Below are 14,798 nucleotides of genomic sequence, written 5' to 3'. Positions count from 1 at the left end.
GCCTCTATCAGCGCACAGGTTGGCTCGATTGCGGGAGAATCACCTGCCATCATGGGCGAATTTAGCCTAGTCTCTGCGCTAGACGTTTATTCAGGCATGTGGTGACGTGAAACCCATGAAGCAACCATGGATCTTCTCCAAGCCCCGTCTGTTGGGCATCGTATGGCCTTTCATTGCCGTCGCGCTGTTTCAGGCGTTGCTGGGATGCGTCAGTCTCTACACCATGTCTGCCGTGCGCAGCTATGTGGCGGGGGAGAGTCTCTGGTCCAAGGGGCAGAAGGACGCCATTCACTACTTGAGCCTGTACGCCAATCGGCATGATGAGCGTGACTACCTCAAGTATCAAAAAGCCTTTTCCGTCCCCCAGGGCGGCCATGCTCTGCGCAAGGCTCTCGATCAGCCCAATCCGTCCCTGGCCGAGGCCAGAAGTGGAATCATTCAGGGCGGCAATCACCCGGATGACGTAAACGGCATCATCTGGATGTACCTGAATTTCCATAACTTCAGTTTCATGAAGCAGGTCATTCATTTCTGGGAAGTGGGTGACGGCTACCTCATGCAGCTCGACGAACTGGCCCGGCGCATCCATGAGCGGGTCGGGCAGGGCGCTGTGAGCGCCGCCGAAGTCGATCAATGGCGCGAGCAGATCAATGTCATCAATGAAGGCGTAACGCCTGCTGCGCGAGCGTTCAGTGATGCGCTGGGCGAAGGCTCCAGGCTGATCCTCAACCTGTTGATAGCGGTCAACCTGGTCACCGCTGTGGTATTGATTCTTCTGGCGCTGCTGCGTGTGCGTCGTCTGATCGTCCAGCGACGTGTGTTTGCCGATGCCCTGCAACTCGAAAAGGAGCGCGCGCAGATCACGCTGGAGTCCATCGGCGACGGCGTGATCACTATCGATGTGGCCGGCGCCATCGTCTACATGAACCCCGCCGCCGAGGGGCTTACCCACTGGAAAAGCACTCAGGCCAGCGGGCTTCCGCTGGCTGCGCTGTTCAATCTACTGGATGAAAACGATCAGAAGGACCAGTCAACGCTGGTCGAGCAGATCATCACCGGCAAGCTCAAGGGCGGCAGCGCCAACAGCAAGCTGATCCAGCGGCTTGATGGCAGCACGGTGCCGGTCGCGCTGGTCGGCACGCCGATCTACACCGAAGGCGTGATCAGTGGCGCGGTGCTGGTGTTGCATGACATGACCCAGGAGCAGCAGTACATCGCCGATCTGTCGTGGCAGGCTGCCCATGATCCGCTGACGGGCCTGGTCAACCGCAGTGAATTCGAACGCCGCTTGCAGCGAGTGCTCGACGAAGACTGCGGTCAGGGCCGCAGCCACTGCCTGATGTTTCTCGATCTGGATCAGTTCAAGCTGGTCAATGATACCGGTGGCCATGCGGCGGGTGATGAACTGCTGCGTCAGCTGTGCCGGGCTTTGCCGCAGGGCTTGCGTGACGGGGATACGCTGGCCCGGCTGGGAGGTGACGAGTTCGGTGTTTTGCTGGTCGATTGTCCCGCCGAAACAGCGCTGGATATTGCCGAGGCGTTGCGCGAGGTGGTGCAGCATCTGCATTTCATGTGGAAAGGTCGACCATTCATGACTACCGTCAGTATTGGCCTGGTGCACCTCGGCGACACGCCTGCGTCTCTGGAGGGGTCATTGTCTGCCGCTGACATGGCCTGTTATATGGCCAAGGAAAGGGGGCGCAATCGGGTTCAGGCCTACAGTGTGGATGATCTCACGCTGTCGATGCGTTTCGGCGAAATGGCCTGGATACAGCGGCTGCACATGGCAATGGACGAGAATCGCTTTTGTCTTTACGCGCAGGAAATCGCGTCGATAAAGGGCGAAGTGGGCGAGGTGAGGCACATTGAAATCCTCCTGCGTCTGCGCGATGAGTCTGGGCGAATGGTCGTACCGGACAATTTCATCCCGGCCGCCGAGCGCTACGGACTCATGACCACGCTGGATCGCTGGGTGGTACACAATGTGTTCAAAGTCATAGCCCAGTGCCAGAGTGATGATCGGCATCAGGTACCGCAGGCACTATGTGCTATAAATTTGTCTGGATCGAGTATCGGTGATGATACGTTCCTCGAATATTTAAAACAGCAATTCAGCACGTTTGCCGTGTCGCCCGGGATGATCTGCTTCGAGATCACCGAGACCAGTGCGATTGCCGACCTGCAAAGTGCGATCAGATTCATCAACGAGTTGAAGGGATTGGGGTGTCAGTTTTCCCTTGATGATTTCTGCTCGGGTATGTCGTCTTTCGCCTATCTCAAGCACCTGCCGGTGGATTTCCTGAAGATTGATGGCAGTTTTGTAAAGGACATGCTCGACAACCCGATCAACAAGGCGATGGTCGAGGTGATCAACAACATCGGCCATGTCATGGGCAAACGCACCATTGCAGAGTACGTTGAAACGCCGCAGATCGAATCTGCATTGCAGGAAATGGGCGTGGATTTTGCACAGGGCTATCTGATTTCCCGCCCTGAATTGTTCACTTGCGAGAGTCTTTATATTCAGCCCGTACGGCCTGACCCCCTGATGTTCGGCGCGCCAGGAACGCTACGTTAATCAGTTGAAACCCTCATAAGGAGATACCCAGTGATCGACGCTTTCGATAGAACCGGTCCGCTCATGGAAGCCAGCAGTTATCCGGCCTGGGCGCAGCAGTTGATCAAGGATTGCAGCGCTGCAAAGGCACGCGTGGTCGAGCACGAGTTGTACCAGCAGATGCGTGACGCGAAGTTGAGTCCGCAGATCATGCGCCACTACCTGATCGGCGGCTGGCCAGTGGTCGAGCAATTCGCGGTGTACATGGCCAAGAACCTCACCAAGACCCGCTTCGGTCGTCACCCTGGTGAAGACATGGCGCGCCGCTGGCTGATGCGCAATATCCGCGTCGAACTCAATCACGCCGACTACTGGGTCAACTGGTGTGCGGCCCATGGCGTGACGCTTGAGGACTTGCATGATCAGCGGGTAGCGCCCGAGTTGCATGCGCTGAGCCATTGGTGCTGGCAGACCAGCTCGTCGGATTCGCTGGCCGTGGCGATGGCGGCTACCAACTATGCCATTGAAGGGGCGACCGGCGAATGGTCGGCCGTGGTCTGCTCCAGCGGTGTATACGCCGAAGCGTTTCCTGAAGAGACCCGCAAGAAAGCCATGAAGTGGCTCAAGATGCATGCACAGTATGACGACGCGCACCCTTGGGAGGCGCTTGAGATCATTTGTACGTTGGTGGGTAACAAGCCGAGTGTGCAATTGCAGGCCGAGCTGCGTCAGGCCGTTACCAAAAGCTACGACTACATGTACCTGTTTCTTGAGCGTTGCATGCAGCTGGACAGGGTCAAGCCGCGAGGACGTGTTGCCGCGCTGGAGGCGTAGGGGCGGGCGAGAAGGCAGGAAGAGTGCTAGCTGGCCATGGCGATACGATTGCGGCCTTCGCGTTTGGCGACGTACAGGGCATTATCGGCACGGCGCAGCAGGCTGTCGGCTGTTTCAGTCGGCAGCAGTGTCGAGCAACCCAGGCTGACGGTCATGGTCAAGGCCGGGCTGAGCTCGCGAAACTCGAGGTTTCGCACGGCTTGGCACAGCCGCTGACCAATCAGTTCAGCGGACTCTGCGCCAGTGTTGGACAGAATCACCACGAACTCTTCACCGCCATAGCGGAATACCCGATCAATATTGCGCAGTTGCGCCTTCAGGCTCTGCGCGACAGTCTTTAGTACATCGTCGCCGGTGTGATGACCGTACTCATCATTCACTTTCTTGAAGTGGTCGATATCCAGCATCAGCAAGGACAGGGGCTGTTTGTGGCGACGTGAAATCTCGATTTCACGGGCCAGGCCCTGATCCATGGCGATGCGGTTGCCGGTGCTGGTCAGTGGGTCACGCAGGGCAGTCTGTGTGGCAATGCGGTACAGCAGCGCATTCAGCAGCGGGTACACCAGGCAGACCAGCAGCGACTCAAGGTCGCTCAGTTGTCGGGTGTCGAATGGCCTGGCGCCCTGAAACTCCAGTTCGCCGATGCACTTGCCTTCATGACGCAGATGAAAACTGGCGCTGTCGGATGACATCTCGCCCAGACGCAGATGCAAGTCGCTCTCGATATGCCGATACATCAAGCCGCTCAATGGCAGGAAGCGTTGTACGCCCTGAAAAAACAGGGTCAGTATCCGCTCGGCTTCCAGACTGGTCTGCAGTTGTCGCCCAAGCTGATAGACCAGCTCGGGCAGTGACGGGGGTGGAAGTACTGCGTCAGGTCGATTTCTAAAACCGAGGCGTTGCAGTTCAGCCGTATCGAAGTCGATTGCATGGGTCTGGGTAGGAAAATTCATCTCTTCGCTCCTCAGCACATATTGCTGGCTTGGCTGGGTTAGAGGGGACGTGGTGCCATTCGGTTCATTTTTGGCCAGACTTATTAAAATCAGTGGTTTAGCTGACGCCATCTCTCTGACAGTGGCGCCGGATCGGCAATTCCTTGACTTGGAAAGCCGCTCGAAACAGCCTTTTTGACGGTTTTCCGTCACAACGGCCTTCTCCCTTCACTGGGCATTCAACGCCTGTCCGTTGATGCCTTTGCTGTCCGGCCCCATCAGGTACAGATACACCGGCATGATAGCTTCTGGCGTCGGATTATTCTGCGGATTTTCATCCGGGTAGGCCTGTGCGCGCATGCCGGTACGGGTTGCGCCGGGGTTGATGCTGTTGGCGCGGACCGTACTGACGCCTTCCAGCTCGTCAGCGAGGGTTTGCATCAAGCCTTCGGTGGCAAACTTCGACACCCCGTAAGCTCCCCACTGTGCGCGTCCCTTGCGGCCCACGCTGCTGGAGGTGAAGGCTATCGATGCATCCGTCGAACGCTGCAGCAGGGGCAGCAGTGCCTGGGTGAGCATGAAGGTAGCATTGACGTTGACGTGCATGACCTGCATGAAGTCTTCGCCTGGCAGGTGTTCCACTGAAGTGCGCGGTCCGATGATCGAGGCGTTGTGCAGCAGTCCGTCCAGATGGCCGACTGTGCGCTCGATCATGGTCGCCAAGTCGTGATACTGCGCTGGGTCGGCGCTTTCCAGATCGAAGGGTATGACCAGTGGCTGCAGGTGACCTGCTGCCTTTATCTCGTCATGGACCTGAGCCAGGCTGGCCTCGGTCCTGCCCAGCAGCAGGACAGTGGCGCCATGCGCTGCGTAGGTTTTGGCGGCTGCGGCACCGATGCCGCGAGCGGCGCCAGTGACCAGAATGACCCGGCCCTCGAGGAGTTCCGGGTGCGCGGAGTAATCAAACATGTAAAGCCTCGTTCAGCAGCTGCACAGAGCGTTATCCAGCACTTTGCGCAATTCCAGCGGATGATCGACCACCACGTCGGCACCCCAATGATCGGGGTTGTCGTCGGGGTGAATATAGCCGTAGCGCACGGCGGCGGTTTTTGTGCCGGCGTCGCGCCCGGACTCGATGTCGCGCAGGTCGTCGCCTACGAACAGAACGCTGGCCGGGTCGAGGTCAAGCATCCGGCAGGCCAGAATCATCGGCTCCGGGTGTGGCTTGCTGTGCGTGACATGGTCAGGGCAGATCAGCAGCGCCGAGCGTTCCGCCAGGCCGAGCCGCTCCATGATGGGCTGGGCGAATCGCACCGGCTTGTTGGTGACCACGCCCCAGATCAGACCCGCCTTCTCGATGTCGGTCAGCAGTTCGTCCATGCCGTCGAACAGTTTGCTGTGAACGGCGCAGTCACGCTGATAGCGCTCCAGAAACTCCAGGCGCAATGCCTCGAATTGTGGATCTTCAGGGGACATTGCAAAGGTGGCCGCCACCATGGCTCTGGCACCGCCGGAAACTTCGTCACGGATCAGTTTGTCCGGTACCGCAGGCAGGTTGCGGTCGGCAAGCATTGCCTGGGTAATGGCGATGAAGTCCGGTGCGGTGTCGAGCAGGGTGCCGTCCATGTCGAATAAAACCGCTCTCAGGCGCATCTGTCATGCCTCCCGCAGGGTCTGGATCATGTAGTTGACGCCGACGTCGGAGGTCAGCTTGTAATGCTTGGTCAGCGGATTGTAGGTCAGGCCGATAACGTCCTTGACTTGCAGACCGGCGTCACGGCTCCAGGCGCCCAACTCGGAAGGGCGGATGAATTTCTTGAAGTCGTGGGTGCCGCGCGGCAGCAGATTGAGGACGTATTCGGCGCCGACCACGGCGAACAGGTACGCTTTCGGGTTGCGGTTGATGGTCGAGAAGAACACCTGGCCGCCTGGCTTGACCATGCGGTAGCAGGCGCGGATCACAGAGGAGGGGTCCGGCACGTGCTCGAGCATTTCCAGGCAGGTCACCACATCGTACTGCTCGGGCATTTCTTCGGCCATGTCCTCGGCGGTGATCTGCCGATACTCGACGCTGACACCCGATTCGAGCTGATGCAGTTGTGCGACGGCCAGCGGCGCTTCGCCCATGTCGATGCCGGTCACCGTTGCGCCGCGCAGGGCCATCGCCTCGCTGAGAATGCCGCCGCCGCAGCCGACGTCGAGCACCTTCTTGCCTGCCAGGCCGACACGCTCGTCGATCCAGTTGACGCGCAGCGGGTTGATGTCATGCAGCGGCTTGAATTCGCTTTCGCGGTCCCACCAGCGATGGGCCAGGGCCTCGAATTTAGCGATTTCTGCGCGGTCGACGTTGCTCATGGGTGTCCCTCTTGAACTCAAAATTCTTTTTCATCAGTCAGGCTTATAGATAAGCCTGACTGGCATGTGTTCGGTCCGAATCGAATTATTCGGCTTTACCGGAAATACGCTGGCCCCACGCAATCGCGGTGTCGCGCAGTGCGGGTTCATCCATGCGAGTCAGCCGGCGAGCGTCGAGCAATTGCTTGCCGGCCACCCAGACATGGCTCACGCAATCGCGGCCACTGGCATATATAAGCTGCGATACCGGGTCGTAGATCGGTTGCTGGGCCAGACCCGACAGGTCGAACGCGACCATGTCCGCCGCCTTGCCGATCTCCAGCGAGCCGGTCTCGGCCTGAATACCCAGGGCGCGAGCGCCGTTCAGCGTCGCCATGCGCAGCGCGCGGTGTGCGTCCAGCGCCGTGGCCGAGCCGGCAACAGCCTTGGCCAGCAAGGCGGCGGTGCGGGTTTCGCCGAGCAGGTCCAGGTCATTGTTGCTGGCGGCACCGTCGGTGCCTACCGCAACGTTCACACCGGCCTGCCACAATCGTTCGACCGGGCAGAAACCGCTGGCCAGCTTGAGATTGGATTCGGGGCAATGAATGACGTTGGTATTGCTTTCCACCAGCAGGGCCAGATCGTCGTCGCTGATCTGCGTCATGTGCACGGCCTGGAAGCGCGGCCCGAGCATACCCAGCCGGTTGAGGCGGGCGAGGGGGCGTTCCTGACGCTGTTCGACAGCCTGCTCGACTTCAAATGCGGTCTCGTGGACGTGCATCTGGATCATGGCGTCCAGTTCGTCGGCGATCACCCGGACCTTCTCCAGGTTTTCGTCGCCCACGGTGTAGGGCGCATGCGGGCCAAAGGCGATCTTGATGCGTGGATGATGAGCGAGGTCGTTGAACAGTTCGATGCCGTTGTGCAGGGCTTCAGCCGTGGTGTGGGCACCTGGAATCGGAAAATCCAGCACCGGGACGGTGATCTGCGCGCGCATGCCGCTGGCGTGGACACGTTCGGCGGCCACCTTGGGGTAGAAATACATGTCGGAGAAACAGGTGATGCCGCCCTTGAGCTGCTCGGCGATGGCCAGGTCTGTACCGTCACGCACGAAGTTTTCATCGACCCACTTGCCTTCGGCGGGCCAGATGTGGTCCTGCAGCCAGGTCATCAGTGGCAGGTCGTCGGCCAGCCCGCGAAACAGCGTCATCGCCGCATGGCCGTGGGCGTTGATCAGGCCGGGGCTGAGCAGCATGCCGGGCAGTTCCTGCACCTGCACTGCGTTTTGCCGCAGCGCTTCGGCGCGTGGACCGATATAGACGATACAGCCATCGCGGATGCCGATGCCGTGGTCCTTGAGCACGACGCCTGCGGGCTCGACCGGCACCAGCCAGGCGGGCAGGAGCAAAAGGTCGAGCGGTGCTGTAGCGTTCGGCATGAGAAGGTTTCCATCGTTTATTACGTTGATGACGAAGTATACCCGAGCGTCTTCGCAGGCGGCTCGCTATAATCAGCGGCTTTTGATGCTGGGTTTCGGATGTTCAAGATGGAGTTGGCGATGCGCGATCGACTGTTGGCTGCGGAGAAGGTTAAGGCCATCGATTGGCGGGACGACGCTCTGTACCTGCTGGACCAGCGGGTACTGCCGTTCGAGGAAGTCTGGCACCGCTATACCACCGCCGAGGGAGTCGCCGAAGCGATTCGCACGATGGTCGTGCGCGGGGCACCGGCTATCGGCATCAGTGCCGCCTATGGTGCGGTGCTGGGCGCACGTGCGCGTATTGCGCAAGGTGGAGACTGGTATCCGGCGCTGGAAGAGGACATGCAGTTGCTGGCCGATTCGCGCCCGACTGCAGTGAACCTGTTCTGGGCGCTGAACCGAATGCGTGATCGTCTGATGCGCGTGAAGGACGGCGATGACCCGCTGGCGGCCCTCGAGGCCGAAGCCGTGGCGATTCACCTGAGCGACCGCGAGGCCAATCTGACCATGGCGCAGCTGGGCGCCGACCTGATCCGCAAGCACCAGGGCAATCTGCAGACGGTGCTCACCCACTGCAATACCGGGGCGCTGGCCACGGGCGGCTTCGGCACGGCGCTGGGCGTGATTCGTGCGGCGCATCTGGAAGGCATGATCGAACGGGTCTACGCCGACGAAACCCGGCCCTGGCTGCAGGGCTCGCGGCTTACCGCATGGGAGCTGGCCAACGAGGGCATCCCGGTGACGCTGAACGCAGATTCCGCCGCCGCGCACCTTATGCGCACCAAGGGCATCACCTGGGTCATCGTCGGCGCCGACCGCATCACGGCCAACGGCGACGTGGCGAACAAGATCGGCACCTATCAGCTCGCCGTTGCCGCCATGCATCACGGGGTGCGCTTCATGGTGGTCGCGCCGAGCTCGACCATCGACATGGAAATGGCCAGTGGCGACGACATCATCATTGAAGAGCGCGACGGCCGCGAATTGCTCGAAGTGGGCGGCCAGCGGGTCGGCGCCGAGGTCGAGGCTTTCAACCCGGTATTCGATGTGACGCCGGCAGACCTGATCGACGCTATCGTGACCGAAAAGGGCATTGTCGAACGTCCCGATACCGCGCGCATGGCTCAATTGATGAGCCGTAAACACCTTCACTGAGGCCGACAGGCCCGACCCGTCGCCGCTGTGCAATGCGGCTGGACGGGCCTGTAAGCGTTTCTCAGGCGTGTTATGCGTGTGCGGCTCGCTTTCAGCGCCTGCAAAGGATGTGAGCGCCTCGGCGATTGTGGTAATATCCGGCGGTTATCGGGGACACTGATTGTGGTCGCCCATGCTGCGTAGATTCATGGCATAACTCGTTGATTTGTCGTAAGTCGCTGCCCTGCACATGCTGGCAGCGGCGAGCTTCGTATACCCCGAATGGGTTTGCGAGGTTTCACCAGAAAAAGGAATCAGGCTTCTCATGGGCGAACTGGCCAAAGAAATCCTCCCGGTCAATATCGAAGACGAGCTGAAGCAGTCCTACCTCGACTACGCAATGAGCGTAATCGTCGGTCGCGCACTGCCCGATGCACGCGATGGCTTGAAGCCCGTGCACCGGCGCGTGTTGTTCGCAATGAGCGAGCTGGGTAACGACTGGAACAAGCCGTACAAGAAATCCGCCCGTGTGGTTGGTGACGTGATCGGTAAGTATCACCCGCACGGCGACACGGCGGTGTACGACACCATCGTTCGTATGGCTCAGCCATTCTCGCTGCGCTACCTGCTGGTAGACGGTCAGGGCAACTTCGGTTCGGTCGACGGCGACAACGCCGCCGCCATGCGATACACCGAAGTGCGCATGACCAAGCTGGCGCACGAGCTGCTGGCCGACCTGCACAAGGAAACCGTGGACTGGGTGCCGAACTACGACGGCACCGAGATGATCCCGGCGGTCATGCCGACCCGTATTCCCAACCTGCTGGTCAACGGTTCCAGCGGTATCGCCGTGGGCATGGCGACCAACATTCCGCCGCACAACCTCGGTGAAGTCATCGACGGCTGCCTGGCGCTGATCGACAACCCCGAGTTGACGGTCGACGAGTTGATGCAATACATCCCCGGCCCGGATTTCCCGACGGCGGCGATCATCAACGGTCGCGCCGGCATCATCGAGGCCTATCGCACAGGCCGCGGACGCATTTACATGCGTGCCCGCTCCATCGTCGAAGACATCGACAAGGTTGGCGGTCGCCAGCAGATCGTTATCACCGAGCTGCCTTACCAGCTGAACAAGGCGCGTCTGATCGAGAAGATCGCCGAGCTGGTCAAGGAAAAGAAACTCGAAGGCATCACTGAACTGCGCGACGAGTCCGACAAGGACGGTATGCGCGTGGTCATCGAGCTGCGTCGTGGCGAAGTGCCTGAGGTTATCCTCAACAACCTGTATGCCCAGACCCAGCTGCAAAGCGTTTTCGGCATCAACATCGTTGCCCTGATCGACGGTCGCCCGCGCATCCTGAACCTCAAGGACCTGCTGGAAGCCTTCGTTCGTCACCGCCGCGAAGTGGTGACCCGTCGTACCGTGTTCGAACTGCGCAAGGCGCGCGAACGTGGCCACATCCTTGAAGGTCAGGCGGTTGCGCTGTCCAACATCGACCCGGTCATCGCCCTCATCAAGGCATCACCGACACCTGCCGAAGCCAAGGAAGCGCTGATCAAGACGCCTTGGGAGTCGAGCGCAGTGGTCGAGATGGTCGAGCGTGCCGGTGCCGATTCGTGCCGCCCCGAGAACCTCGATCCGCAATACGGCCTGCGTGAAGGCAAGTATTTCCTGTCGCCGGAACAGGCTCAGGCCATTCTGGAACTGCGTCTGCACCGCCTGACCGGTCTGGAACACGAGAAGCTGCTGGGCGAGTACCAGGAAATCCTCAATCAGATCGGCGAGCTGATCCGCATCCTCAACAGCGCGACGCGCCTGATGGAAGTGATCCGCGAAGAGCTGGAACTGATCCGCTCCGAATACGGCGATGCCCGTCGCACCGAAATTCTCGATGCGCGTCTGGACCTGACGCTGGGTGACCTGATCACCGAAGAAGAGCGCGTGGTCACCATTTCCCACGGCGGTTATGCCAAGACTCAGCCACTGGCGGTCTATCAGGCTCAGCGTCGTGGCGGCAAGGGCAAGTCGGCCACCGGCATCAAGGATGAGGACTACATCGCTCACCTGCTGGTCGCCAACAGCCACACCACGCTGCTGATGTTCTCCAGCAAGGGTAAAGTCTACTGGCTCAAGACCTACGAGATTCCGGAAGCGTCGCGCGCTGCCCGTGGTCGTCCGCTGGTCAACCTGTTGCCGTTGAGCGACGGCGAATACATCACCACCATGCTGCCGGTCGATCTCGAAGCCATGCGCAAGCGTGCCGATGAAGAAGGCGAGGCCCTGGAAGGCGAGCTGGACGACGCGGAGAACAGCAGCGAGACCGAAGAGGAGCGCAAGGCCCGTATCAAGGCTGCCGATAAGAAGAAGGCTCCGTTCATCTTCATGTCCACCGCCAACGGTACTGTCAAGAAGACCCCACTGGTTGCATTCAGCCGTCAGCGCAGCTCGGGCCTCATCGCCCTTGAGCTGGACGAGGGCGACATCCTGATCTCTGCGGCCATTACCGATGGCGAGCAGGAAATCATGCTGTTCTCCGACGGTGGCAAGGTGACCCGCTTCAAGGAATCCGACGTGCGCGCCATGGGCCGTACCGCTCGCGGTGTTCGTGGCATGCGTCTGCCAGAAGGGCAAAAGCTGATTTCGATGCTGATCCCGGAAGAGGGCAGCCAGATTCTGACCGCTTCCGAGCGCGGCTACGGCAAGCGTACGGCCATCTCCGAGTTCCCCGAGTACAAGCGTGGTGGTCAGGGCGTCATCGCCATGGTCAGCAACGAGCGTAACGGCCGTCTGGTCGGTGCGGTTCAAGTGCTCGACGGCGAAGAAATCATGCTGATTTCCGACCAGGGCACGCTGGTTCGTACCCGCGTCGGCGAAGTCTCCAGTCTGGGTCGTAACACCCAGGGCGTTACCCTGATCAAGCTGGCCAGCGACGAGAAGCTGGTCGGTCTGGAGCGTGTTCAGGAGCCGTCGGAAGTCGAAGGCGAAGAGCTTGAAGGCGAAGAAGTTATCGATGGCGTGATCGTCGATGCCGCTGAAGCTGAAGTGGACGATGCCGGTGAAGACCTGCAGGCAGATGCTGCGTCAGACGAAGACGAACCACAGAACTAAGCGGTAACGTAAATCAGGTAAGGGCTGGCTCGTCTGTGCATGCATCTGCATTCCAGGCAAGTCCAGCCCTTGCGGTATTCGGCCAGCCCTGCGGCCGGAGCAAGATTCCCGCAAGGAGCTGCCAGTCGCTGCGGCGTCTGTCTGCTCGTGGCAAGCAACCAGAAACAAGCGCGTACAGACCCAACGTATTTGACGAGAGTGGATATGAGCAAGCGAGCCTTTAACTTCTGCGCAGGTCCTGCTGCGCTTCCTGAAGCTGTTCTGCTGCGTGCCCAGGCGGAACTCCTCGACTGGCACGGCAAAGGCCTTTCCGTCATGGAAATGAGCCACCGCAGTGATGAGTTCGTCTCCATTGCCACCAAGGCCGAGCAGGATCTGCGTGACCTGCTATCCATTCCTTCGAATTACAAGGTGTTGTTCCTGCAAGGCGGTGCCAGCCAGCAGTTCGCCCAGATTGCGCTGAACCTGCTGCCTGAAAACGGCAAGGCCGATTACATCGACACCGGCATCTGGTCGCAGAAGGCTATCGACGAGGCGTCACGCTACGGCGCAATCAACGTCGCGGCCAGCGCCAAGGCCTACGATTACTTTGCCATTCCCGGCCAGAACGAGTGGAAGCTGTCCAAGGACGCGGCTTACGTCCACTACGCGCCGAACGAAACCATTGGCGGTCTGGAATTCAACTGGATTCCGGACACCGGCGACGTTCCGCTGGTTGCCGACATGTCTTCGGACATCCTCTCGCGTCCAGTGGATATCTCGCGTTTCGGCATGATCTACGCTGGCGCCCAGAAGAACATCGGCCCCAGCGGCATCGTGGTGGTGATCATTCGCGAAGACCTGCTGGGCCGCGCGCGCTCGCTGTGCCCGACCATGCTCGACTACAAGGTCGCTGCCGACAATGGCTCGATGTACAACACGCCGCCGACCCTGGCCTGGTACCTGTCCGGGCTGGTCTTCGAATGGCTGAAAGAGCAGGGCGGTGTCGAAGCGATCGGCAAGCGCAACGAAATCAAACAGCGCGCGCTCTACGACTTCATCGACGCCAGCGAGCTGTACAGCAACCCGATCAACAAGCCTGATCGTTCGTGGATGAACGTACCGTTCCGTCTGGCTGACGATCGTCTCGATAAGCCGTTTCTGGCCGGTGCCGATGCAAACGGCCTGCTCAACCTCAAGGGCCATCGCTCGGTAGGCGGCATGCGTGCATCCATCTACAACGCGATCGATATCAACGCCATCAACGCGCTGGTGGCCTACATGAAAGACTTCGAGAAGGAGCACGGCTGATGTCCGAGCAAGAACTCAAGGCGCTTCGCGTCCGTATCGACAGCCTCGATGAAAAGGTTCTGGAACTGATCAGCGAGCGTGCCCGCTGTGCCCAGGAAGTGGCCAGGGTCAAGATGTCCTCGCTGGCGGAAGGCGAAGTGCCTGTGTTCTACCGTCCGGAGCGCGAAGCTGCGGTGCTCAGGCGAGTCATGGACCGCAATCGTGGTCCGTTGAGCAACGAAGAGATGGCGCGTCTGTTCCGCGAAATCATGTCTTCCTGCCTCGCATTGGAGCAGCCGCTCAAGGTCGCCTATCTCGGGCCTGAGGGGACGTTCACCCAGGCCGCGGCGATGAAGCATTTCGGTCACGCCGTCATCAGTCTGCCGATGGCTGCAATTGACGAAGTGTTCCGCGAAGTGGTCGCCGGTGCCGTGAATTTCGGTGTGGTTCCGGTGGAAAACTCCACCGAAGGCGCGGTCAATCACACCCTCGACAGCTTTCTCGAACACGACATGGTGATCTGCGGCGAAGTCGAACTGCGCATTCACCACCATCTGCTGGTGGGCGAAAGCACCAAGACGGAAAGCATCACGCGCATTTATTCCCATGCCCAGTCACTGGCCCAGTGCCGTAAATGGCTGGATGCCCATTACCCGAATGTCGAGCGCGTCGCCGTTGCCAGCAACGCCGAAGCCGCCAAGCGGGTCAAGGGCGAGTGGAACTCGGCGGCCATCGCTGGCGATATGGCGGCAGGTCTGTATGGCCTGACCCGTCTGGCGGAAAAGATCGAAGATCGTCCGGACAACTCCACACGCTTTCTCATTATCGGCAATCAGGAAGTCCCGCCGACCGGCGATGACAAGACCTCGATCATTGTGTCGATGAGCAACAAGCCGGGCGCGCTGCACGAGTTGCTGGTGCCGTTCCACGAGAATGGCCTGGACCTGACGCGTATCGAGACCCGTCCTTCGCGCAGTGGCAAGTGGACCTACGTGTTCTTCATCGACTTCGTCGGCCATCACAAGGATCCGCTGGTCAAGGCCGTGCTGGAGCAAATCAGCAGCGAAGCCGTGGCCTTGAAGGTGTTGGGTTCCTACCCGAAGGCGGTTCTCTGAAGGTGCGGTCCATGATTCGTTTGTTTTTTAC

General features: G+C 60.0%; 11 protein-coding genes. 6 read left to right on the top strand and 5 right to left on the bottom strand.

Annotated features, from left to right (window positions below; genetic code table 11):
* Positions 1-115 precede the first annotated feature (115 nt).
* Positions 116-2,578 carry an EAL domain-containing protein gene (locus ACW55A_RS25820; RefSeq protein WP_003369698.1) on the top strand — a complete coding sequence of 821 codons (2,463 nt, stop codon included), beginning with the start codon at positions 116-118 and terminating at the stop codon, positions 2,576-2,578.
* A gap of 30 nt (positions 2,579-2,608) precedes the next feature.
* A complete protein-coding gene (locus tag ACW55A_RS25815) occupies positions 2,609-3,391 on the top strand; it encodes an iron-containing redox enzyme family protein (protein ID WP_003369700.1) in 783 nt (260 codons plus the stop codon).
* Between the two features lie 26 nt (positions 3,392-3,417).
* Here ACW55A_RS25815 and ACW55A_RS25810 read toward each other — a convergent pair whose 3' ends face one another.
* The 5 genes from ACW55A_RS25810 to ACW55A_RS25790 form a co-directional block, all read right to left on the bottom strand.
* On the bottom strand, positions 3,418-4,344 hold the full coding sequence (locus ACW55A_RS25810) for a GGDEF domain-containing protein (RefSeq protein ID WP_003369702.1): 927 nt from the start codon (positions 4,342-4,344) through the stop codon (positions 3,418-3,420).
* A 207-nt stretch (positions 4,345-4,551) separates the two neighbouring features.
* On the bottom strand, positions 4,552-5,292 hold the full coding sequence (locus ACW55A_RS25805; protein ID WP_003434395.1) for a YciK family oxidoreductase: 741 nt from the start codon (positions 5,290-5,292) through the stop codon (positions 4,552-4,554).
* A gap of 12 nt (positions 5,293-5,304) precedes the next feature.
* Entirely contained in the window at positions 5,305-5,976 is a 672-nt protein-coding gene (mupP, locus tag ACW55A_RS25800) for an N-acetylmuramic acid 6-phosphate phosphatase MupP (protein ID WP_455809462.1), read from the bottom strand.
* A gap of 3 nt (positions 5,977-5,979) precedes the next feature.
* Positions 5,980-6,678, bottom strand: coding sequence for a bifunctional 2-polyprenyl-6-hydroxyphenol methylase/3-demethylubiquinol 3-O-methyltransferase UbiG (gene ubiG, locus ACW55A_RS25795; protein ID WP_003434397.1), 699 nt, complete (start codon positions 6,676-6,678; stop codon positions 5,980-5,982).
* A gap of 85 nt (positions 6,679-6,763) precedes the next feature.
* The gene (locus ACW55A_RS25790) at positions 6,764-8,095 is read right to left on the bottom strand and encodes a TRZ/ATZ family hydrolase (protein WP_455809461.1); all 1,332 of its coding nucleotides are present in this window, start codon (positions 8,093-8,095) and stop codon (positions 6,764-6,766) included.
* 120 nt (positions 8,096-8,215) lie between these two features.
* Here ACW55A_RS25790 and mtnA point away from each other — a divergent pair, with 120 nt between their 5' ends.
* The 4 genes from mtnA (at position 8,216) to pheA (ending at position 14,767) form a co-directional block, all read left to right on the top strand.
* Positions 8,216-9,292 (top strand): S-methyl-5-thioribose-1-phosphate isomerase, encoded by a 1,077-nt coding sequence (gene mtnA / locus ACW55A_RS25785; RefSeq protein WP_003434400.1) that lies wholly within the window; start codon positions 8,216-8,218, stop codon positions 9,290-9,292.
* A 304-nt stretch (positions 9,293-9,596) separates the two neighbouring features.
* A complete protein-coding gene (gene gyrA, locus ACW55A_RS25780) occupies positions 9,597-12,383 on the top strand; it encodes a DNA gyrase subunit A (protein ID WP_003434401.1) in 2,787 nt (928 codons plus the stop codon).
* Positions 12,384-12,587: 204 nt separating this feature from the next.
* Positions 12,588-13,673 (top strand): 3-phosphoserine/phosphohydroxythreonine transaminase, encoded by a 1,086-nt coding sequence (gene serC / locus ACW55A_RS25775; RefSeq protein WP_003369720.1) that lies wholly within the window; start codon positions 12,588-12,590, stop codon positions 13,671-13,673.
* Positions 13,673-14,767 carry a prephenate dehydratase gene (gene pheA / locus ACW55A_RS25770; protein WP_003369723.1) on the top strand — a complete coding sequence of 365 codons (1,095 nt, stop codon included), beginning with the start codon at positions 13,673-13,675 and terminating at the stop codon, positions 14,765-14,767. Before serC ends, pheA begins: the two co-directional genes overlap by 1 nt.
* Positions 14,768-14,798: the final 31 nt, after the last annotated feature.

This window comes from Plantibacter cousiniae (nom. nud.) (genome assembly GCF_977070315.1).
Note: the sequence above shows the minus strand (reverse complement) of the source record. Positions and strands in the feature narration are given on the sequence as shown.